A 22,154-nucleotide genomic window follows, 5' to 3' on the forward strand; every position below is an offset into this window, starting at 1 on the left:
TTGCGCGGCACGCAAGCAAGGGATAGGCAAAATGCAACGCAATTCTCCGAGGCCGCCATGAAACCCATCCGCCTGATGTCCGGCTTTTTCACCGTGGGTATCTGGACCTTGCTCAGCCGGGTGCTGGGCTTCCTGCGCGAAGTGCTGCTTTTGTCGCTCATCGGGCCGGGGCCGGTGATGGATGCCTTTGTCGCGGCCTTCCGGCTGCCCAACATGTTCCGCCGTTTCTTTGCCGAGGGCGCGTTCAATGCGGCCTTTGTGCCGATGTTCGCCAAGAAACTGGAAGGCGAAGAAGGTGCAGGGCGCTTTGCCCGCGATGCCTTCAACGGGCTGGGCATGGTGGTGCTGATTCTGACCGGGCTGGGCATGGTCTTCATGCCCGCGCTGGTCTGGGCCACTGCCGAAGGTTTCGTGGGGGATGCGCGGTTCGACATGACCGTGGGCTTCGGGCGGATCGTCTTTCCCTACATCCTGTGCATGTCGCTCTCGGCCTTGTTTTCAGGCATCCTGAATGCCACCGGCCGCTTTGCCGTGGCGGCCGCGGCCCCGGTGCTGCTGAACATCTTTGTCATCACCGCGATGGCCATCGGTGCGCTCACCGGCGGGGTCGTGGTGAACTGGCTGATCTGGTCGATCCCGGTCGCGGGTCTTGCGCAGCTTTTCCTGACCTGGCGCGCCGCCGCTGCCGCCGGCTTTGCCCTGCGCCCCGGACGCCCCCGCTGGACGCCCGAAATGCGCAGCATGATCGTCATTGCCCTGCCCGCTGCCCTGGCTTCCGGCGTGATGCAGATCAACCTGGTGGTCGGCCAGCTGGTGGCCAGCCAATATGACAGCGCCGTGTCCTGGCTCTTTGCCGCGGACAGATTGTACCAGCTGCCGCTGGGGGTCGTCGGCATCGCCGTCGGCGTGGTCCTGCTGCCGGACCTGTCGCGCCGCTTGCGGGCGGGCGATGATGCGGGCGCGCGCGGTGCGCTGAGCCGGGCCGCCGAAATCTCCCTGGCTTTGACCATCCCCTCCGCCGTGGCGCTGGTGGTGGTGCCCCTGGCGCTGGTGACGGTCCTGTTCCAGCGCGGTGCGTCGGACGTGGACGACAGTGCCGCCATCGCCACCGCCGTGACGATCTATGGCCTGGGCCTGCCTGCCTTTGTCCTGCAAAAGATCCTGCAACCGATCTACTTTGCCCGCGAAGACACCCGCCGCCCCTTCTACTTTGCCGTCGTGGCCATGGTGGTCAATGCCGCGCTGGCCATCGGGCTGGCCCCCGTCGTCGGCTGGATTTCCCCCGCCATCGCCGCCACCCTTGCCGGTTGGGTCATGTTCGCCTGTCTCGCGATCGGCGCCCGCGGCTATGGCGAAGCCGCGCAATTCGACGCCCGGTTTCACAAACGTATCTGGCGCGTACTGGCCGCTTCCGCCGCAATGGGACTGTGCCTCTGGGCGGCCAATGTCGCGTTCCAGCCGTTCTTTGGCATCCCCTGGTGGCGCGGCCTGACGCTTGTGGTGCTGATTGCCGTCGGCGCGGTCAGCTACTTTGGCATCGGCCATCTGATCGGTGCGTTCAGGCTGTCCGAATTCAAGCGCGCGGTCCAGCGGGGATGACGCTGGTTTTAATTCCTTACGCCGGAAACATCGAAACCTGACGGCGCAACGATTACCTCCGCCTGAGGCCCGCGCGCATCCGCGCCCATTCCCCCGGTGCCAGCAGGAAACACAAGGCGAAGCCGCAGAAGAACCCAGCAAGCTCGGCCACCCAAAGGGTGCCGACCTCGAAAAACACACCCCAGAGCAATTGCAGCGCCATCAGCATGCCAATCAGGGTAAACGCCCGCGCCTGTTGGGCCCCGGTCCCGGCCAGCGACCGCCACAGGACAAAGGAATAGGCCCCGATCAGCCCGTAGACATTGGGATAAGCCCCGGTCAGCCACATCGGATCATTCAGCAAAAGCCCGTAGACAACCGCGCCGCCAACCCCCGACAGCACGAAAATGACCGCAAAGGCCACCTGCCCCATGACCTCGGCCACCATCTTGCCCAGCGCCAGCAGCAGCACCATGGCAAAGATGCCATGGGTGAACCCCAGATGGACAAAGGAATAGGTCACAAGCCGTTTGACCTCGGACAGCGGGAATTGCCCGTTTGCGATCATCCAGTCAAAGATCTGGCCGGAAAAGCCGTAGTCGCGGATCAGGCCCAGCCGCCAGCCCACGGCCCCCGGCCCGCCGATCAGCCCGGCCTCGCCCAGTGACAGCCCCGCCTCCACCCCGGCGATGGCAAGGAAGAACAGGATCACCACCGGAGGCAAGGGGTTCACGGGCGGCTGGAAATCGGGTGCGGACATGGGCGCTCCTTGACGGCATTGGCCCCCATGAGTAAGCCGTGCCCACCGCCTTTTCCAGCCCCAGAGGTCAACCATGCCCGAGACATCCTTTACCCCGCGCGTCTTTTCCGGGATTCAGCCCTCCGGCGGCCTGACGCTGGGCAACTATCTGGGTGCGATCAAACGGTTCGTGTCGATGCAGGACGAGGATTTCGAGACGATCTATTGCATGGTCGATCTGCATGCGATCACCGCAAAGTTCCTCGAACCCGAGGTCCTGCGCCGCAATACCCGCGAACTGGCGGCAGGTTTCATCGCCAGCGGCATCTCGCCCGAGAAATCCATCCTGATCAACCAGAGCCAGGTCCCGGAACACGCCCAGCTTGCATGGATTTTCAACTGCGTGGCCCGGATGGGCTGGATGGGCCGCATGACCCAGTGGAAAGACAAGGCCGGCAAGAATGCGGAGGCTGCCTCGCTGGGGCTGTTCGCCTATCCGGCACTGATGGCCGCCGACATCCTGGTCTATCACGCCACCCATGTTCCCGTGGGCGAGGACCAGAAACAGCATCTTGAGCTGACCCGCGACATCGCGGCCAAGTTCAACCACGACTACGGCGTCGATTTCTTTCCGATCACCGAACCGGTGATCGAAGGGGCCGCGACCCGCGTGATGTCGCTGCGCGACGGGTCCAAGAAAATGTCGAAATCCGACCCCTCCGACGCCAGCCGCATCAACATGACCGATGATGCTGATGCCATTGCCAAAAAGATCCGCAAGGCCAAGACCGACCCCGATGCCCTGCCCTCCGAAGCCAAGGGTCTGGACGACCGGCCGGAGGCGCGCAACCTGGTGAACATCTATGCCGGCCTCTCGGAGCAATCCGTCGATCAGGTGCTTGCAGAGGTGGGTGGCCAACAGTTCGGCACCTTCAAGCCGTTGCTGGCCGATCTGGCGGTTGCCAAGCTGGCGCCGATCTCGTCCGAGATGGCGCGCCTGATGGATGACCCGGCAGAGATTGACCGGATCCTTGCCAGGGGCGCGGAACAAGCCCGCGAAATCACCGCACCCATCCTGAAAAAAACATATGAAATCATTGGGATGGTCGGCTGACACCGCACCGTCGGCACCTGAAACTTAAGGTTCCTTGAGCGGCACTCCGCTGCTAACCTGACGCATATTCGTTTTTTTGTTCAGAGAATCGTTATGCCGACAGTTGTTGATAATTATACCGCGATCCTTTCAGGTGCCACCTGGTCAGGCGAGGCGGCGACGCCCACGGTGGTGACCTATTCCTTTGAAACCATGGCACAGGACTATCTGCTTGATCGGGGGTTTTCACAGGAATACGTCGATAGTTTCCAGCAATTTTCAGCCGCTCAGCAGGCGCTGGCCCGTTCGGCAATGGATGCCTGGGCCGCGGCCGCCGGCATCATCTTTGTCGAGGTTGACTCCGGCGAAGGCGACATGCGGTTTGCCAATTACAATTTCAACCTGGACCCCGGCCAGGGGAGCTTTTCCGGCTATGCCTACTACCCGGGCCGGACCATCGGGCAATACGGCGCCTATGAATCCGACATTGGCGGGGATGTGTTCATCAACACTGGCCGCGCAGGGAACATGAGCTGGGGGCTGATCGCGCATGAGATCGGTCATGCCATCGGGATGGAACACCCGTTCAGCGGCGATCTGGTCCTGGACGCGGCTTATGACAATGGCACTTACACCATCATGAGCTACAACCGGGGTGCCGTGAACCGACTGGGCATCTTTGACGTGGAGGCGGCCCAGCATCTGTACGGCGGGCCCGGTTTCACCCCGTCAACCACGGGCGGCATCACCAGCTTCGCGTTCAACGAGGGCAACATGCGCGTGACCCAGGGATGGGGCAATGCCGCTTCTGCCATTACCGGGACCAGCCTGGACGATGTGATCGCGGCAGGGGCCGGGGACGATACCATCGGCGGTTTCGCGGGCAATGACACCCTGTCCGGCGAGGGTGGAAACGACCGGATCGACGGTGCGGACGGCAATGACCGGATCGACGGCGGCAGCGGCAATGACGACATCCGGGGGGGCAATGGCAACGACACAATCGTGGGGGGCGCAGGCAACGACACCCTTATGGGTGGTCTTGGCTCCTCGGACTATACATTCGTCGATCTGCTCGACTACTCCGGTGCTTTGGCCAATATCTTCGTCGACATTGACCGGTTTGAGACCAGCAACTTCCTGTCGGGCTATGCCGAAGGCGACGATATCGGCAGCGATGTCCTTTACGGCTTTACCAATATCCTGGGCGGTGCGGGCAATGACACGCTGGAAGGGTCCCGTCACGACAACCTGATCGAGGGCGGATATGGCGATGACCAGATCGAAGGGGACAGCGGCAACGACACCCTGCGCGGCGGTGTCGGCAACGACCAGATCCTGGGTGGCGAAATGGCCGATACCCTGCTGGGCGACGGCGGATTCGACACGATTCTGGGCGACGAGGGCGATGACTTCATCAACGGTGGCTTCGGCGCGGACCTGCTGCGCGGGGGGACCGGCAACGACCTGATCTATGGTGAAGACGGGTTCGACAACATCTACGGCGATGCGGGCAACGACACGCTTTTTGCAGGCGATTCTGCGGACCGTGTGTTCGGTGGCGACGGTGACGATCTGATCCGGGGCGGCGCGAACTTCGGTGGCACTGTCGATGGCCTGTTTGGCGAGGCCGGCAACGACACGATCTTTGGTGAAGCCGGTTTTGACCTGCTCAATGGCGGCGATGGCAATGATTACCTGGATGGCGGCAACCAGGCCGATAACCTGTTTGGCGGCGCGGGCAACGATACGCTGCTGGGCGGCAATGGCTTTGACCGGCTGTTCGGCGAGGCGGGCAACGATCTGCTGGACGGCGGGTCCTCCGGTGACGCGCTGCTGGGCCAGGACGGCAACGATACCATGCTGGCGGGCGAAGGCGACGACCGCCTGCTGGGCGGCTCGGGCAACGATGACATCCAGGGCGGCATCGGCAACGATTCGCTTTACGGCAATGCGGGATTCGACACTCTGACGGGGGGCGCGGGCAATGATCTGCTGCGCGGCGATTTCAACGGCGATACCTTCGTGTTCGAAGAGGGCCACGGCCATGACACGATCATCGACTTCGATGCCAACAGCGGCCTTGAGGTGATCGACTTTTCCGGCATTGCCAGCATCCGCGCCTTTGTCGACGTCATGCGGGGGGCCACCCAGGTCGGCAACTCGGTCGAGATTGTCACCGGCGTGGACAGTTCCATCATCCTGCTGGGTGTGGACCGGGCCGATCTGGATCGGGGTGATTTCCTGTACTGACGGCGGCTTTACTTGCGCCCGACCAAAGACTGGCGCGCGCGGTCCAGATAACCAGACTTGCGCAGGGTATTTGACGGATAGCTTTGATCGAACAGATAGCGTTCGATGCTGAAATTGGTCTCGATCGTTTTCAGCTCGTTGACCTGTTTCAGGCTGTCGGCAGCCCTGTTCTGCGCCGCGTGCAGGCCGATCAACTGCCGCCGGGGCGCCCGGTACGCGGGTGACCTTTCCGCCGCCAGCTTGGAGCTTGCAACCGCCTCTTCGGTCCGCTGCAGGGAAATACACAGCAGCGAATGGTGCAGGTTGCACATGGCCTCGAACTTGGAAAGGGCAGAGATGAACTTGCTCTGGCGCGACAGTTCATAGGCCTGATCCAGCTGCCCCTGGGCGATGCGGCCCACGGACATGGCCTGCAGGGCAAACAGGTTGTTGGGGTTTTCGCGCAGCGCGCGCCGGGCCAGATTGACGGCACTGTCATGCCGCTCGAACAGGATCGCCTGCACGTTTGCGCTGACCGCCGCCATCATCGCATCACCCGGCGCCAGTTCTTCTGCCCGGGTCAGCAGCGCGGAGATTTCCTCAAGCGTCGCTGCGTCCTCGACCAGAAAGCCCTCCATGATCATGGAGGTCATCGCCCAGGCCTTGAGCGCCAGGTAAAGGCCTGCATCCATTTCGTCATTCGCGATGTCCAGCACCGAAAGACTGGATTGCATTTCCACAGGATCAAAGGTCAGAACCTTGCGCAGTGCCTTCTGCACATGACCCGACCGCATCGCCAGCGGACTTTGATCGCGCCGCAGGCCGGGCAGTTTTTCCAGCGTCAGGTCCGCCACGTTCCAGCAGAACCGGCCCAAAACCTCCTGACTGCGCAGAAAATTGTTCAGATCCTCGGCAAAGCAATGATCGGAATGCACGATTTCGTCCATCAGCGGGTCGATGACCTGGACAAGGATCGCGGCACCGCCGTCCTCTTCCTCGATGCTGGTGCGGATCACCAGATCGGCATTGGTTTCGGTGATCGTGCGGCGCGAAGCGGCGATAAATTCGCTGATGATCTTGCCGACCTGATCGTTCACGATCTGCTGTTTGGCATTGCCGGTCGAGGATTGGTTCCAGGGTTCGCCGCATTGGATCGTCACCCGCCCCGGCAATTGCGCGTCCGACCGGTTGGCCCCGCTCCGCCGCAGCATCATGCGTTGCTGCATCAGCCAGTCGTTGAACTCGGGATCGGGGATGACAAGACCTTCGAGAAACTCGCGCGTGCTTTCGGTATTGTCGATGTCGGTTTCGATCCGGTCCTGTTCCAGCCAGACCGACGTGCGATCAGATCCGAGGATTTCGGCAAATTCGCCAAGGTTCTTGCGGATGTCCACAAGGGTGGTGCGCAGACTGCCCCGTGCCTGTTCGCTGCCACGATCGCTCCACAGTTTGTCTTCCAGCCAACGCCGCGACCTAGTGTGATTGTCGCTGCTGGCAAGCATCGCCAGCAGACCCATGGCCTTCTTTCCCCTTGGGGTCAGCGCATCCCCCGTCGGAGAGGAAATGCAGAAATCACCCCGCAATCTGATCCGTACAACCGTCATGACTCTGCCCCAGGCTCCCGCCCTGCGTGTAACCCCCGTCAGACGCAGTGAAAAAACCGTTAATAAAGGCCCGTTTCCACGCTGTCTGTTGACCCGAGACTAAGCGCAGGCTGTATTGAATACAACGGTTCTCGGAGGGGTGGTATGACAGGTCTCAGCGCGCTTAATGGCCGGAACGGTCGAAATGGCAGAAACGGGCGGAACGGCAGGAATGGCCGGAACGGGCGCAATGGCCGTGACGGCATCTTCTTTGCGGGGGGCGAGACCAGCGGACAGGTCAGTGCCGCGCTGATGTCCACATTCGAAGGGATCACCCGCCAATGGGACGCAACATTGCACCGGCCACGCACCTCTGCCCCCACAACCAACCTGCCTGCGCTGTCGCCCGACCTTGCCGCGTTTGAACGCCACGAGGGGTTTTTCCGCAATCACATCATCGACTACAACCTCGATCACCTCTTTGCCCCGCTTGTCCTGAACGCCCCGACAGAGGTGGTCCTGCAGGAGGCCGGTGCAGCCACCCCAATCTATACATTGCCCCTGCCACAGGGGGCCGATCCCCAGACGCCGTTCCGCGAGGTTCTGAATGCCTATCTCCGGGGCCAGATGCGCTTTGTGAAAAGCAGTGCCGCGTTGCGGGACGAGCGGTTTGACGAGATCCATGTGCAGCAGACCGACACGCTCAGCTTTTTCGGGGCGCTGATGGCGCTGGACGACAACCGCACCCCCTGGACGCTGATGTTGCTGGACGCGATCCTGCGCTTTGGCACCTATATCGAAATGCCGGTCAAGCTGCATCTGTCCGCGACACGCCCGAACGAGATGTCGGGTTTTGTCCAGCCGATCATCCAGCCGCCGAGCCACGCCAGCTTTCCCAGCGGCCATTCGGTGGAGGCCTTTGCCGTGGCCACCGTTCTTCATGCGCTGTCCACGGACACGCCCGGCAATGCGCCCTATTCAGCGCAATCCGCCTTTGCCGCCACCCAGCCGCCGACCGAGGCAAGCCTGCTCATGCGGCTGGCCGCGAGGATCGCCGAGAACCGCACCATTGCCGGTGTCCATTTCCCTGCGGACAGTTTTGCCGGGGCCGCGATGGGTATGGCAATTGGTGAATATCTGGTGAATGCGCTCAGCGGTGCTGCGCAGACCGGGGCCTATCGGCTTGAGACCGCCAATATCGCGGCACGCGACTTCAACTTTGACACGCTTGCCTTTTCGGGTCCGCAGAAAGCCTTTGATCACACCCCGGCCTCGGTTGCGGTGGACGGGTCGATTGTATCGCCGCTGTTGCGGGACATCTGGGCACGGGCGCGGGCAGAAATGCGGATCGCGAATTTCTGACAACGCGCCTAGGTGGTCGGCGGCATGCCGACCTGAACCAATTCACGGCTCAGGATCGCGGCAGCGCCGCTTGACCCCGACAGCCGCGAGCCGGTGCCGGAATAGGTGCCGGTCGTGCGCTGCCCAAAGGTGAACACCTGATCCACCACGCGATTTTGGGTCTCGGCACCCGACCCGGCCCAAAGCGCGCCGCGCGATGCATAATCCGCTGCCGTCACCTGCCCCAATACATCCTTTTGCGCCCCGACCGTGTGAATGCGCGGGTGGCTGGCGCTGGCATAGGCACTGCAGGTTCCCTCGTTGGTCAGCGGGGCCAGGACGTCCCAGCCGGGATGGCCGTCATGGACAACGGGCACGGCTGACCCCTCCAGGAACGATTGCCGCCCGCCGATGTTGAACCCCGGCGCGGTATCGCCACGCTGCACCTGCAGCACCAGATCGACCGGCACCGTCGTGGTGTTGGTGATGGTGATGCGCCAGTCGCCCGCAGGCGCGATCGGCAGATCAGGATCAATCCGGCGCGTCGGCGCGATGGCGAGGTTGTAGAACCCCAGGCAATCCGGACGCCCGCTAACCACCCGTTCCGGCGCGTGGTACAGCCGCGCGGGTGCGCCGCTCCGGGCAGCCCCCAACGGCGGCACCGCCGCACCGGGCGCAGGCGCGGCCTGTATCACCTGACCACCGTCCGGCGCGGTGACCGTCATCCGCAAACCCTCGGGCAGGCTGGTCAGATGCGGCGTGCCTGCGCTGCTCAGGGTCCGTATCTCAAGGAAATTCGGGACCGGATCGTCGGGTTGGATCACCCAGACCAGCGGATCAGAGGTCGCGCCCGGCGCGATCTGGACCCGCGCCACCTGCTGCGCGTTCAGGCTGTTGCCATAGGCGTAGACGACATGCACCTGCTGGCCCAGCGCCTCCGCAAGGGTGATCTCGCGGTGGATCTGCGCCTCGATGAACTTGCCGCCATCCTTCTGCCCCGCCAGCACGCCATAGCTGATGTTGATCACCAGCCTGGCCTGCGGTGCCCGCCTGCGCGCCTCGGCGCAAAGCCACCGAACCCCCTGAACAATATAGCTCTCGCTGTAGCTGCCGGTGGTGTCCACCGCCGCTTCGGGTGGCAATTGCACCGCCATCAGGGGCACGGCGCAGGGGTTGTCCGATGCGCACATGTCCTGGCCATAGGCCAGATCGGCGACCGCGGTGCCATGGCTTTCGACAGGCGGGGGGCGGCGAAACGGGTCCCAGACATGCAGCGCATCGTTGATGTCGCCGTAGATGCGCACCTCATCGCGCGGATCACCGTGGATCATGGCGTCAATCTCGGTCTTGCGCAGGACACGGCCAAGCTGCACCGCGTTGATCGGCGGCAGTGGCGTGCTGGCCAGACATTCGCGCGACTGCAGCCAGACCGCCTCGAACCGGGTGTTGCCTGCCTCGGGACCGTCGCGATGGCGAAAGGTCGTGTTCAGAAAACCGATGTCATTGTCGATGACCGCACCGATCACCTCTGCCTGGGGCAAGGGCTGGCCAATAGCACCTTGCGACGCCATGTCCATGAAGGGGGCCGGTGCAGGGCGGTACAAGGCCGGTGCGCCAAGGTCGATCACCTCGAAAATACTGTCGTATTGCTGGTGCTCTGCCAGGCTGCGGGCAATCGGACGATACAAAAAGAACTCAAGCGGCGCATCTGCAAACAGTGCATGTTCAAGGCCGATCAGCAGGTCATTGATGTCAAAGGCCAGATCCTGGCCGGACAGAAATAGCAGTTCGGGCAGCGCCAGCAGGCTGGCCCCGGCAGACAGGTCGGCAGCCTGCAGGACCCCCTCCACCTGACTGCGCGACGCGGGGCATAAACATTCTCTCACCTGCACGAATGCCGGTTCGTAGACCGCCATACCCGTATCCGACGCGACCTGTTCAAGCGAAGGGGCCGGCCCCTCGACCGCCCGGTCCATCAGATCGGCCCAATGAAGGTATCCGTCCCAGAAATAATCTTGAAGCGTTTGTGTCATCTGACCCCCGGATCACCCCTCTTTGGAGTTTGGGCGCGCGGATTGCCACGGGTCAAGCGCTCAGGTGACCCTCGCAAATATTAACGGTTTACTAACGTGCAACTCACGACCGCCCGGCTAGACTGAACCTGGCTGTCTAGGCTGGTGTTTGTGACCCGTGTGGGGGTGAAGTTGCCGCAGTGATCCCGGACAGCGCAAAATGTCCGGGTGAGTGTTCGGTGGCTGCGCTTTATATTTTATGCCGCTTGGGTCGTGATCGCCTGGCGTGCGCAGGGTGCATTACATCCTGTGTGCGCCACCTTCCCCTTCCGGGGAGCAAAGGGCGATCAGGGTAAGGTTTCGCTGCCACCGTGCATCGGCGGCAGTTACGCCGGACATGACCGGCGCGGGGCTTTGTTCCGCACCGTTAAAGAGTTGGTATCGCGCGCCATGAGAATTGGCTCATAAACGCAATACCCCCGACACCTCCCCGTCGGGCAAGGCCGGGTCGCCCCCTGGGATCGACCCGGCCTTATTATATTTTCCGGCATATTCCGGTGCTGGCCGCATGCCCGCGGCACAACGCAGCGCAATCCCCCGCAAAAACGGGAGGCGGAACCCGTCGCGCCCTTGACTTCCGGGGCGGCAAAAGGTGTACCTGCGCCAATTCATTCAGCCCTGAGGGGGACCGCACATGCACGCCTATCGCAGCCATACCTGCGCCGATCTGAACCTTGCGAACAAAGGTGATACCGTGCGCCTTGCCGGATGGGTCCATCGGGTGCGCGATCACGGCGGCGTGCTGTTCATCGACCTGCGCGATCACTATGGCATCACCCAGGTGCTGTGCGATCCCGACAGCCCCGTGTTCGCCCAGGTGGAAAAGGTCCGCTCTGAATGGTGTATCCGGATCGATGGGCTGGTAAAGGCCCGCGCGGAAGGTCTGGTAAACGCCAAGATCCCCACCGGCGAGATCGAAGTCTATATCCGTGACATCGAAGTGCTGGGAAAGGTGAACGGCGACCTGCCCCTGCAGGTTTTCGGCGATCAGGAATACCCCGAGGAAACCCGCCTGCGCTACCGCTACCTCGACCTGCGCCGCGAGAAGATGCAGAACAACATGGTGCTGCGCTCTGACGTGGTGTCCTCGATCCGCAAGCGGATGTGGGATCAGGGCTTCAAGGAGTTCCAGACACCGATCATCACCGCGTCCTCGCCTGAAGGTGCGCGCGACTTCCTCGTGCCGTCGCGCCTGCATCCGGGCAAGTTCTATGCCCTTCCCCAGGCCCCGCAGCAGTTCAAGCAGTTGCTGATGGTCTCGGGCTTTGACAAATATTTCCAGATCGCACCCTGTTTCCGCGACGAGGACCCGCGCGCCGACCGGTCGCCCACCGACTTCTACCAGCTCGACCTTGAGATGTCCTTTGTCGAGCAGCAGGACGTATTCGACACCATCCAGCCCGTGATCGCCGGCGTCTTCGAAGAGTTCGGCGGTGGCAAGAAGGTCGACCAGACCTGGGAGCAGATTTCCTACAAGGATGCGGCACTCTGGTACGGATCGGACAAGCCCGACCTGCGCAACCCGATCAAGATGCAGGTGGTCAGCGATCATTTCGCCGGTTCCGGCTTCGCCATCTTTGCCAAGCTGCTGGAGCAGGAAGGCACCGAGGTCCGCGCGATCCCCGCACCGAAGGGCGGCAGCCGCAAGTTCTGCGACCGGATGAACGCCTTTGCCCAGAAGGAAGGGTTGCCCGGCATGGGCTACATCTTCTGGCGCGAGAAAACGGCGGATGCCGTGGCACAGGAGTTGGGCATCACCGTGAAGGAAGCCCAGGCCAAGCTGAAATCCGGCGAAGTCGAAGGTGGCATGGAAGCGGCAGGCCCGCTGGCCAAGAACATCGGCCCCGAACGGACCGAGGCGATCCGCCAGCAGCTGGGCCTTGGTGTCGGCGACGCCGCATTCTTCCTGGGCGGCAAGCCCAAGACTTTCGAGGCCATCGCGGGCCGCGCCCGCAACATCATCGGCGAGGAACTGGGCCTGACCGATACAGACCGCTTCGCCTTTGCCTGGATCGTGGATTTCCCGATCTACGAAAAGGACGCCGAAACCGGCAAGATCGACTTTGAACACAACCCCTTTTCCATGCCGCAGGGCGGGATGGAGGCGTTACAGGGCGATCCGCTTGAGGTATTGGGCTTTCAGTACGACCTGGCCTGCAACGGCTATGAACTGGTCTCGGGGGCGATCCGGAACCACAAGCCCGAAATCATGTTCAAGGCCTTCGAGATTGCGGGCTATGGCGAAGAGGAAGTGCGCAAGCGCTTTGGCGGCATGGTCAACGCCTTCCAATATGGCGCCCCGCCCCACGGCGGCTGTGCGGCGGGCATCGACCGGATCGTCATGCTGCTGGCCGAGGAACAGAACATCCGCGAGGTGATCCTGTTCCCGATGAACCAGCGCGCCGAAGACCTGATGATGAACGCACCCAGCGAGCCCACCAGCGACCAGCTGATGGAACTGGGGCTGAGGGTGATCCCGCAGGAGTAGGCTGAAAAGGGCTGCACATTGTTGCAGCCCTTTTTCGTCAATCCTCCAGCGAATCTTCCTTCTTTTCCTCGATCAGCCCGCGCTCTTGCTTCTTGCGGGCCTCGAAACGGGTGCCGAAACCTTCGATCTCCTCGGCATCGATGACCTCCCTGGCGCGGGAAAATACCTCGTCTTCCTCTTCATCCATGTGATGTTCGTAGTCGTGTCTGAGCGTCTTGAACCTGGTCAGCCAGCCTGGCGAGGACATGTCCATCTCGTTCAGCTCTTCCATCAGGTCATCCAGTTGCTGGTGCTCATGCACCGAATGACGCGCGGCGTCCTGGCCCCAGGTCTTTGAGATCAGCTTGGAATAGAAGGTCTCTTCCTCCGCGGCGGCATGGGATTTCACGTCATGGTAAAACCTGCTCCAGGCGTTCTGACGCTCTGTGCTGGCGCCGCTTGTTTCCCCGATTTCCTGCAGCAGGCTGCGGTGCAGGTCGTGATCGGCTTTGATCGCATCATAGATTGTGGGCATGGTGGTTCCTTTCGGTCATCGCGGCCCAACGCGCTTAGATTGGGCGCGGTTCCCGGCCAAATTCGGCCTGTGGTCAAATGCCAGGGATGCAAAAGCAACCGTGACGTATTATCTTGGTGAAAGGGCCGGTTTGGAGACGACATGGGCTTTTCACCACATCTTGCCGAAAGGCGCTTTGGCTATGGCGCATCGCCCCTCGTCGCGCCGCCTGCCTCTGTTGCGGCCATGCTCGACATGCTGCGCGGTGAAGATGTGATGGCCCGGCAATTCCCGATCCCCGGGTTTCGCCCGTTTCAGGACGCCCATATCGTCAAGATGCGGTTTGATGCCTTCGCCCGCAAGGAAACCACCAGCCCCGAACAGGCCGCGGTGGCCCGCAAGAAATCGGATGCGATCGTGCATGATTTCATCCGGGAACGGCTGCGGTCCTTCGGGCAGATGCAGCTGCGGCGCATCCATGGCACTGACAGCTTCCGCGAGCGGCTGGTCGCCTTCTGGGCGGATCATTTCACCGTGCAGGGAAAGTTCTCCATGCTCAAACAGGCGGTCCCCGCCTATGCGGAGGAAGCGGTGCGGCCCCATGTTTCAGGCCGTTTTGTCGATTTGCTCACAGCCTGCATCACCCATCCCATAATGCTGGAATACCTGGACCAGACCACCTCCATGGGACCGGGCAGCAAGCGAGCGCAGCACGACGGCAACCGCCGGGGACTGAACGAAAACCTGGCGCGCGAACTGCTGGAACTGCATACTTTGGGCGTCGGTTCCGCCTATGATCAGGCCGATGTGCGGCAGATGGCCGAACTGCTGACCGGCCTGACCCGCACGCGTGACTATACCTTTGTCTATCGCAAGGGCTGGGCGGAGCCGGGCACCGAAACCGTGCTGGGCAAGACCTATGGCGACCGCAAGGACATGACGCCGATCCGCGATGCGCTGAACGATCTTGCCCTGCATCCCGATACGGCGCGCCACCTCGCCACCAAACTGGCGGTGCATTTCGTTGCCGATACCCCGCCCGAAGACTTGGTTGCGCGGCTGACAACGGCCTACCTGGACAGTGGCGGCGATCTGATGGCGCTTTACGAGGCGCTGCTGAGTGACCCGCTGGCCTGGCAGATGCCCGCGACAAACATGCGGCCACCGCTGGAATACGTCAGTACCGCCCTGCGGGCGCTGGCAGTGCCGCCGGACCGCATTCAGGCGTTGAAACCCAAAGAGACCCGCAACTGGTTCCTCGGCCCGCTGAATGTCATGGGTCAGGACTGGCAGAGCCCGTCGGGGCCCGATGGCTGGCCGGAGGCCGATGGCGCATGGGTCACGCCGCAAGGCGTCGCCGCCCGGCTGGAATGGGCGATGACGGTGCCATCCCGCCTGCTTGGCGACCTGCCGGAACCGGCGGCGTTCCTGCGCAGCACCCTGGGCCCGGATGCCCCGGAGCCGTTGAAATTCGCAACCGCCGCTGCCGAGACCCGCGCCGTCGGGATCGGGCTGGTGCTTGTCTCGCCTGCGCTGCAGCGGCGCTAGAAAGGGGATCACGATGACACACCGGCTTTCCCGCAGACAGCTTTTGACCCGCGCAACCGCCATCGGCTGCTCGCTGGCCGCCAGCCCCTTGCTGACCCGGATGACCTTTGCCCAGGCGCCCTGGGACACCCGCCTCGTTGTCATCATCCTGCGCGGCGGCATGGATGGGCTGGATGTGGTGCGGCCGATGGGCGACCCGGCCTATGCCGCTTTGCGGCCCGGCCTACGGACTGACGGCGCGCTGGATCTTGACGGTTACTTTGCCCTGCACCCCGCGCTGGCCGGGCTGATGCCGCTCTGGCGGCAGCAGGAGCTGAGCTTCGTCCATGCCGTATCCACCCCCTACCGCGACAAGCGCAGCCATTTCGATGGCCAGGACCTGCTGGAGGCAGGCACCGCCGAACTGGGCGATGGCACCCGCGATGGCTGGCTGAACCGGCTGTTGCAGCAGATACCAGGTGCGGGGCGGGACACGGCCTATGCCATCGGCACAACGCCCCTGCCGGTGCTGGAGGGCGCTGCACCGGTTTCGAACTGGGCACCGGAGGCCAATCTGAAAATCAGCCCGCAAGCCATGCGGCTGGCCGCCCTGGTGATGGAGGAAGACCCGGCCTTGCACAGAGCTCTGGCCGAAGCGGAAATGCTGGCAGAGACCGGGATGGATGACAAAGGTGGCCGCGCCCATCACCAGATCGCCCGTTACGCGGCAGGCAGGCTGCGGGGCGACGCGCGCATCGCGGCCTTTTCCCTTGGCGGCTGGGACACCCACCGCGCCCAGAGCCGGGTCCTGCCGCGCAGCCTTGCCACGCTTCAGGACTCCATTCTGGCCCTGAAAGACGGGCTTGGCGCAGATATCTGGGGCAAGACGGCGATCCTCGCCATGACCGAATTCGGGCGCACCGCCCGCGAAAACGGGGCCGGTGGCACCGATCACGGCACCGGGGGGCTGGCGATCCTCGCCGGGGGCGCGATCAGGGGGGGGCAGGTCAGCACCCGCTGGCCCGGGCTGGAAGAGGCCGATCTTTACGAACGGCGCGACCTGATGCCAACCGGCGATGTCCGCGCCACGGCGGCCTGGATGCTGCGGGGCATTACCGGCGTGAACGGCAATATTCTGGAAAACAGCGTCTTTCCCGGGCTGGATATGGGCAGCGACCCCGGGCTTTTGGCATAATGCCAACCGGGGGTGTCAGAAGGCTGCCGTAGCCGTCACATAGTGGCCCAGGCTGGCGACCAATCCCGCCTCGCCCGCCTGAATGGACGCGGCAACCACGATCAGGAACCCGACAAGCGAAACCGTAAGGACAATCCAGTCCACCTTGCGGGGGGCCGCCTCTTTCTTTTCTGTCTTGTCACGTTTGGCCGGAAACATCTGGCGTCCATGGTTTGTGCTGCATTCCTGCCATTTCAGCAGGGCAATAAGGCGATATTAGGCTGTCACCGTGCAGGTTTTGCGGCGCGGGGCAAGAAACGGAGACATCCCTGGCCGGATCCCACGGCGCGGGGCAAGAAACGGAGACATCCCTGGCCGGATCCCACGGCGCGGGACCAGCCCCGGCAAAGCTGCTCTGGACGGTCCGGCCAGCGCATTATCCTCTTTCCCAATGTCTTTGCTGCGCATATCGTTTTGCCATGACTGACGTTTCTTCCCCTTCGCGGCCTGTCGGGCCGCCTGTACCGAACTGGACGCCGCCGCCGCGTCCTTCGGGCGACACCATGACCGGCAGCTATGCGCGGCTCGCCCCGCTGTCGGCAGATGTTCACGCCGCCCTGCTCTACCGCGCCTATGCGGAGCATGACGCGGTATGGGACTATTTGCCCTACGGGCCATTTTCATCGGCCGCGCAGTATCATCGCTGGGCGCGGGAACATGAGGGCCAGCAGGACCCGTTTTTCTACGCGATCCGCAATCTGGAGAGCGGGGCCTGGGAAGGGGTGGCGAGTTATCTGCGCATCACCCCGGCCGCCGGCTCAATCGAGGTGGGGCACATCAACTTCAGCCCGGCGCTGCAACGCACCCGGGCGGCCACCGAAACCATGTACCTGATGATGAAATGGGCCTTTGAAGCAGGCTATCGGCGGTATGAATGGAAATGTGACGCGTTGAACATGCCCTCCCGCCGGGCTGCGCAACGGCTTGGGCTGAGCTATGAGGGGGTTTTCCGTCAGGCTGCGGTGGTCAAGGGGCGCAACCGCGATACCGCCTGGTTTGCCGCCATTGATTCCGAATGGCCCGCGTTGAAAGAAGCCTTCGAAGCCTGGCTTGCCCCGGCCAATTTCGACAAGAACGGTCAGCAGCGCGAAAGCCTGGGCGACCTGACCGGCCTTGTCCGCGCCGCCAGCGATCCCGCGCTTTGAGCGCGGGCTTTGCCATGGGGTTTGCAGGCCCCGGCCCCACTCCGGCTAAATCGCGAGCTTGTCGGTCAGGCGATGCTGAATGAGGCCAGCGAGGATTGCCGTCTCGGAGGCGACGGCCTCTCCCAATGCTCTTTTCGCGGCCAGCGCATGTGCCGCATCTTCCAGCGGCTTGTCCTCTGCAAGCCGTGCAACACCGGTCAGGAACTGCGCCGCGTAATCCAGCGCATGGTCATCGGGCGGGTCCTCCAGCACCTCGGCGATATGGGCCATATCGTCCTGCAATGCGATGCGGTCGGGAATGACCACGGCGTTGTCCAGAACGCGCGGCCCCTGCGGGTGACGCTCTTCGGGCAGCAGGGACAATATCTTTTCCTGAAAATCCGCGATCGAGACAAGCGGTTTGGCAAGGAACCCGTCCGCCCCCGCAGCCATCGCCTCCCCCTCCAGGAAGGTGTCGCCGGACATCGCCAGCAGTGCCTGCACCCGGGGCTGGCTGACCGCAAGTTCCGCAATCAGGTCGGTGCCATTGCCATCGGGCAGGCCAAGGTCGATGACGACAATCGAAGGGCGGTAGACCTGCAGATGCCGCCGGGCCGACCGCAGGCAATCGGCCCGCCTGATCCGCGCACCCGACCGCAGGCAAAGCAGGCGCATCGCGTCGCAGGCATAGCGGCTGTCCTCGATCACAAGAACCGTGAGGCCCAGCAAGGGGCGTGCTGCCGTGGGTTGCGGAAGTTGGGCGGTGAAGGGATCGATGCTGTCCATTGTCGTCTCCAATCCGATAACGACTCAGAGAATATCCAGCGATGGCTAATGCGCCGTTAACACCGCAGGACCGCCGCCGCGCGCAGGTGTCACATTGCCCTCGCCCCGGCTTGGGGCCATAAGGCAGAGGCAAACCGGAAGGATACCTGACATGATCGGACGTTTGAACCATGTGGCCATTGCTGTTCCAGACCTGGAGGCAGCGGCGGATCAGTATCGCAATGCGCTTGGGGCCAATGTCGGCGCACCGCAGGACGAGCCCGACCATGGCGTGACCGTCATCTTCATCGAACTGCCCAACACAAAGATCGAATTGCTCTATCCACTTGGGGAAAACTCTCCGATCCAGGGGTTTCTGGACAAGAATCCGTCAGGCGGCATTCATCACATCTGCTACGAGGTTGATGACATCATCGCTGCCCGCGATCACCTGCAATCCACCGGCGCGCGTGTGCTGGGCACGGGGGAACCGAAGATCGGCGCACATGGGAAACCGGTTCTGTTCCTGCATCCCAAGGATTTCAATGGTGCCCTGGTCGAGCTGGAGCAGGTCTGAACCATGGGTATCACCTCGGGCATTGTCCTGTTTGTCGTGATCTGGGCGATGATGTTCCTGATCATCCTGCCGATCCGGGTGCAGACCCAGGGCGATCTGAACGACATCGTGCCGGGCACCCATGCCGGTGCGCCGGAACATCACCACCTTGGGAAAAAGGCGCTGTGGACCACTGCCATCGCGGTGGTCATCTGGGCCGTGGCAGCCACTGTGATCCTGTCGGAATGGATCAGTATCGCGGATGTGGAAACCTGGTTCAGGGCCGGCGCATGGTCAGGCCGTGGTACAGATGGGTAAAGGTCGCAGCCCCCAGGATCGGGATCAGCAGGTTCACCAGCGGCACTGACAAGGGCATCGCCATCAGCGTGCCTGCCACCCAGATCGTGCCGATGTGCTGTCGGCGCAGCGCCTTTGCCTTGACCCTGCCGACCCAGCGGATCGCCACCATCGTGAAATATTCACGGCCCAGCAGGAACCCGTTCATTGCCCAGAAGATCAGCGGCGCAAAGGGCGGGAACATCAGATAAAGCACGATGGCAAAGATGTTCGCGGCCAGCAGCACGCCAAGGAAATTCACCGTATCGCGCAGGGCATCGCCAAAGGATACCGAATGCGCGCGGGGCAATTCCGGGAAATGTTTCGCCTCCACCGCATCCGCAACCTCGTCCAGGAACATCGAGGTGATCGCCGAGGCGACCGGGATCATCAGGAACACCGACAGGAACATCAGCAGGAACGCGGCGCCCCAGGACAGGAAATCATCAATCCACTGAACCTCGCCCAGGATCGGAAGCCAGATCTCATCGGGCGTGATCGCTTCGGTGAACCAGGCAAAACCGGCGGTGAAACCGATCAGCAGCATCAGCGACAGCACCACACCCAGCAGAAAGACCCGGCGAAACCGCGGGTCGCTCAGCTGTCCAAGTGCAAGGAAGAATGAATTGACGATCAGTCCGATAGCCATGTCGTGATGCTCTCTATTTCGGGGCGCGGCCGTTCCGGGGGGGTGGAAGTCTCCGTCCCGATGTGAATGATCCCGGCGATCCGTTCGTGATCTTCCAGCCCCAGACCATCGCGCATGAAGCCCCGATCATGCGAGGGCCAACCGGACAACCAATTCGCGCCCCAGCCACTGGCCAGCGCCGCGTTCAACAGCGACAGACATACCGCCCCCGCCGAATAGGTCTGCTCGATTGCGGGCACTTTCTCGGACGGTCTTTGCACTTCGATCACCACAACCGCCAATTGCCCGTCGTCGAACTGGCTGCGGCCCTTGGTAATCTGCTCTGGCGCCAGGCCCAGCTCCTGGCCCCGCTGCCCTGCCACCTCGGCAAGGTTTTGCAGCGCGCCCCGCTCCAGCACGATAAAGCGCCAGGGTTCCAGCTTGCCATGGTCCGGCGTCCGGGCGGCGGCTGTCAACAGCGGCATCAGCGCTGCGCGATCCGGCACGGGCAGACCCAATGTCTTTGACGGGCGCGACCGCCGGGTCTGCAGGAAATTCAGGGCGTCGGGATTGGCGATGGGCATATTCGGTCCTCAGAGTCCTAGTGTTTTCGCCATGTCGTCTATCGACTGGCGCAGGAAGGCATCAAAGGCTGGCGAAGGCTGGCGGATGTTGAATGCTGACAACATCGGGTCCGGTGCCGTGATGGCACTGCCCGCAAGTGTCGCGATGGTGGCATGGCCGCAGAACGGCACATAGGCTTCGGAATACCCCCCTTCATGAACCAGCACAAGGCGGCCATCACAAAGGCGGGCCGCCGTGTCCTTGATCCGCTGGGTCATCTCAGCAAAGGTTGCCGAGGTTGCCTGCATCCGGGCAAGCGGGTCAACCATGGAGGCATCAAAACCGCAGGCGACGATGATCAGGTCGGGCTTGAAAGCCTCGATTGCGGGGATCACAACCCGGTCCATCGCGTGCAGGTAGGCTGTATGACCTGACCCCGCGTGCAGCGGAAGGTTGATATTGGCACCGTCTCCGGCGCCCCTGCCCCGATCCGTTATCTTGCCCGTTGTGGCGGGATAATTACCTTCCTGATGGAGCGAAATCGTCAGCACGTCGTCGCGGTCGTAGAAGATCTTTTCCGTCCCGTTGCCGTGATGCACATCCCAATCCAGCACGACGACACGTTTCACATCGCCCCGCGCGATCGCGGCCTCGACGGCGATGGCGATATTGGCGAGCAGGCAAAAACCCATCGGGCTGTCAGGCTCGCAATGGTGGCCCGGCGGGCGCGTCAGCGCATAGGCGTTGTCGAGCTTTCCCGTTGCCACCGCCTCAACCGCGGCGCAGGCCAGACCCGCAGAGAGGGTCGCAATTTCGTAACCACCCCGACCGAAGGGCGCATGATGACCGATTTCGCCCCCTTCGGCGTCAGATACCGCCTTGAATTTATCCAGGTATTGCGCGGGATGAACCCGTTCGAGGGTTTCGCGGTCCGCTTCCGGCGCACTGCATTGAACCAGTTCCGCGCTCAACCCCGTGACATCCATCAGGTTTTTCAACCGGCGCTTTGTCTCGGGGCTTTCGGGAAGTCCACCGCTGACCTGCGGCTGTACCAGCCCGCCCACCGGCAATGTCAGGGCATAATTGCCGCCCGCGTGCCAGAAACAGCGTTCGTGCCAGTAAAATCCAGTAGCCATGATACTTTCCCTCCAGAAACCTTGCGCCGAAACTGGCGCAGCGGAACGGGATTGTCCATCGTGGACGCCTGATCAATTGGGGCTCAGGGTGCCTCGGCCAGCAGGGCGGCAACGTCAAGCCGCTCATTGACCATCAACAGTTTTCCTGCGGCATCGCGGGGCCAGTCTGCCTGCGCCCGATCACGATAGATCTCGACCCCGTTTTCATCAGGATCGCGCAGATAGATGGCCTCGCTCACCCCGTGATCCGCAGCGCCGTCCAGTGGAATGCCCGCGTCGACCACCCGCTTGAGCACGGCCGCGAGGCTGGCCCGGTCCGGATAGAGAAATGCCGAATGATAAAGCCCGGTATGCCCCGGCGGCGGCGGTGTGGCGCCCAGGCTCTCCCAGGTATTCAGGCCGATGTGATGGTGATAGCCGCCCGCCGACAGAAAGGCAGCCCTATTGCCGAACTTCTGGGTGATCTCGAACCCCAGAATATCCCGGTAAAACGCGATGGCGCGGTCAAGATCACTGACCCGAAGGTGTATGTGACCGATGGTTGCGTGATCTGTCATGGCGATTCCTTTCCTGTCTTTCTCAACAGATAGGAGATGCGCGTGGGCGTTACGAGACCCAGAAACGCAGACCATTTGTGCAAATCTGAGGAAAGACCGCCGTTGAAA

Annotated in this window: 20 protein-coding genes; 10 read left to right on the forward strand and 10 right to left on the reverse strand. The window is 62.6% G+C overall.

The window, feature by feature from the left end; translation table 11 throughout:
* The first annotated feature begins 57 nt into the window (after positions 1–57).
* The gene (gene murJ / locus PVW51_RS00655) at positions 58–1,599 is read left to right on the forward strand and encodes a murein biosynthesis integral membrane protein MurJ (RefSeq protein WP_274573205.1); all 1,542 of its coding nucleotides are present in this window, start codon (positions 58–60) and stop codon (positions 1,597–1,599) included.
* Positions 1,600–1,651: 52 nt separating this feature from the next.
* On the opposite strand, the gene PVW51_RS00660 is transcribed toward murJ, so the two are convergent.
* Complete coding sequence (locus PVW51_RS00660; protein ID WP_274573206.1) at positions 1,652–2,338, reverse strand: rhomboid family intramembrane serine protease; 687 nt, start codon at positions 2,336–2,338, stop codon at positions 1,652–1,654.
* A 73-nt stretch (positions 2,339–2,411) separates the two neighbouring features.
* Here PVW51_RS00660 and trpS point away from each other — a divergent pair, with 73 nt between their 5' ends.
* Both trpS and PVW51_RS00670 read left to right on the forward strand, forming a co-directional pair.
* A complete protein-coding gene (gene trpS / locus PVW51_RS00665) occupies positions 2,412–3,431 on the forward strand; it encodes a tryptophan--tRNA ligase (RefSeq protein WP_269364028.1) in 1,020 nt (339 codons plus the stop codon).
* Between the two features lie 93 nt (positions 3,432–3,524).
* Entirely contained in the window at positions 3,525–5,663 is a 2,139-nt protein-coding gene (locus tag PVW51_RS00670; RefSeq protein WP_274573207.1) for a matrixin family metalloprotease, read from the forward strand.
* Positions 5,664–5,671: 8 nt separating this feature from the next.
* On the opposite strand, the gene PVW51_RS00675 is transcribed toward PVW51_RS00670, so the two are convergent.
* Complete coding sequence (locus PVW51_RS00675; RefSeq protein WP_274573208.1) at positions 5,672–7,246, reverse strand: hypothetical protein; 1,575 nt, start codon at positions 7,244–7,246, stop codon at positions 5,672–5,674.
* Between the two features lie 144 nt (positions 7,247–7,390).
* Here PVW51_RS00675 and PVW51_RS00680 point away from each other — a divergent pair, with 144 nt between their 5' ends.
* On the forward strand, positions 7,391–8,587 hold the full coding sequence (locus PVW51_RS00680) for a phosphatase PAP2 family protein (protein ID WP_274573209.1): 1,197 nt from the start codon (positions 7,391–7,393) through the stop codon (positions 8,585–8,587).
* 8 nt (positions 8,588–8,595) lie between these two features.
* On the opposite strand, the gene PVW51_RS00685 is transcribed toward PVW51_RS00680, so the two are convergent.
* Positions 8,596–10,599, reverse strand: a complete 2,004-nt coding sequence (locus PVW51_RS00685) for a S8 family serine peptidase (protein ID WP_274573210.1) — start codon at positions 10,597–10,599, stop codon at positions 8,596–8,598.
* A 673-nt stretch (positions 10,600–11,272) separates the two neighbouring features.
* Between PVW51_RS00685 and aspS the strand changes: the two genes are divergently transcribed.
* The gene (aspS, locus tag PVW51_RS00690; RefSeq protein WP_274573211.1) at positions 11,273–13,126 is read left to right on the forward strand and encodes an aspartate--tRNA ligase; all 1,854 of its coding nucleotides are present in this window, start codon (positions 11,273–11,275) and stop codon (positions 13,124–13,126) included.
* 37 nt (positions 13,127–13,163) lie between these two features.
* Here the strand turns inward: aspS and PVW51_RS00695 are convergent, their stop codons facing one another.
* Entirely contained in the window at positions 13,164–13,640 is a 477-nt protein-coding gene (locus PVW51_RS00695; protein WP_269364018.1) for a hemerythrin domain-containing protein, read from the reverse strand.
* Between the two features lie 141 nt (positions 13,641–13,781).
* On the opposite strand from PVW51_RS00695, the gene PVW51_RS00700 reads away from it, so the two are divergent.
* Together PVW51_RS00700 and PVW51_RS00705 are read left to right on the forward strand one after the other, a co-directional pair.
* On the forward strand, positions 13,782–15,167 hold the full coding sequence (locus PVW51_RS00700; RefSeq protein ID WP_274573212.1) for a DUF1800 domain-containing protein: 1,386 nt from the start codon (positions 13,782–13,784) through the stop codon (positions 15,165–15,167).
* 13 nt (positions 15,168–15,180) lie between these two features.
* Positions 15,181–16,341, forward strand: coding sequence for a DUF1501 domain-containing protein (locus tag PVW51_RS00705; protein ID WP_274573213.1), 1,161 nt, complete (start codon positions 15,181–15,183; stop codon positions 16,339–16,341).
* Between the two features lie 15 nt (positions 16,342–16,356).
* Here PVW51_RS00705 and PVW51_RS00710 read toward each other — a convergent pair whose 3' ends face one another.
* Entirely contained in the window at positions 16,357–16,539 is a 183-nt protein-coding gene (locus tag PVW51_RS00710; RefSeq protein ID WP_274573214.1) for a hypothetical protein, read from the reverse strand.
* A 260-nt stretch (positions 16,540–16,799) separates the two neighbouring features.
* Here PVW51_RS00710 and PVW51_RS00715 point away from each other — a divergent pair, with 260 nt between their 5' ends.
* The gene (locus PVW51_RS00715) at positions 16,800–17,525 is read left to right on the forward strand and encodes a GNAT family N-acetyltransferase (RefSeq protein ID WP_274573215.1); all 726 of its coding nucleotides are present in this window, start codon (positions 16,800–16,802) and stop codon (positions 17,523–17,525) included.
* Between the two features lie 45 nt (positions 17,526–17,570).
* On the opposite strand, the gene PVW51_RS00720 is transcribed toward PVW51_RS00715, so the two are convergent.
* Positions 17,571–18,290, reverse strand: a complete 720-nt coding sequence (locus PVW51_RS00720; protein WP_274573216.1) for a response regulator — start codon at positions 18,288–18,290, stop codon at positions 17,571–17,573.
* Between the two features lie 151 nt (positions 18,291–18,441).
* On the opposite strand from PVW51_RS00720, the gene mce reads away from it, so the two are divergent.
* Positions 18,442–18,846 (forward strand): methylmalonyl-CoA epimerase, encoded by a 405-nt coding sequence (gene mce / locus PVW51_RS00725; RefSeq protein WP_114277344.1) that lies wholly within the window; start codon positions 18,442–18,444, stop codon positions 18,844–18,846.
* 3 nt (positions 18,847–18,849) lie between these two features.
* Entirely contained in the window at positions 18,850–19,143 is a 294-nt protein-coding gene (locus tag PVW51_RS00730) for a DUF1467 family protein (RefSeq protein ID WP_269364004.1), read from the forward strand.
* On the opposite strand, the gene PVW51_RS00735 is transcribed toward PVW51_RS00730, so the two are convergent.
* From PVW51_RS00735 to PVW51_RS00750, 4 genes are all read right to left on the reverse strand, one after another.
* Complete coding sequence (locus PVW51_RS00735; RefSeq protein ID WP_274573217.1) at positions 19,103–19,810, reverse strand: EI24 domain-containing protein; 708 nt, start codon at positions 19,808–19,810, stop codon at positions 19,103–19,105. The two genes, PVW51_RS00730 and PVW51_RS00735, sit on opposite strands and share 41 nt — an antisense overlap.
* Positions 19,795–20,373, reverse strand: coding sequence for a nitroreductase family protein (locus PVW51_RS00740; protein WP_269364000.1), 579 nt, complete (start codon positions 20,371–20,373; stop codon positions 19,795–19,797). The genes PVW51_RS00735 and PVW51_RS00740 overlap by 16 nt, the downstream gene beginning before the upstream one ends.
* Positions 20,374–20,382: 9 nt before the next feature.
* The gene (locus tag PVW51_RS00745; protein WP_269363998.1) at positions 20,383–21,489 is read right to left on the reverse strand and encodes a class II histone deacetylase; all 1,107 of its coding nucleotides are present in this window, start codon (positions 21,487–21,489) and stop codon (positions 20,383–20,385) included.
* An 83-nt stretch (positions 21,490–21,572) separates the two neighbouring features.
* Positions 21,573–22,046: a VOC family protein gene (locus PVW51_RS00750; protein WP_274573218.1), complete on the reverse strand. Its 474-nt coding sequence runs from the start codon at positions 22,044–22,046 to the stop codon at positions 21,573–21,575.
* Between the last annotated feature and the right edge of the window lie 108 nt (positions 22,047–22,154).

The sequence above is a fragment of the Sulfitobacter sp. PR48 genome (assembly GCF_028807335.1).
Classification (GTDB): domain Bacteria; phylum Pseudomonadota; class Alphaproteobacteria; order Rhodobacterales; family Rhodobacteraceae; genus Sulfitobacter.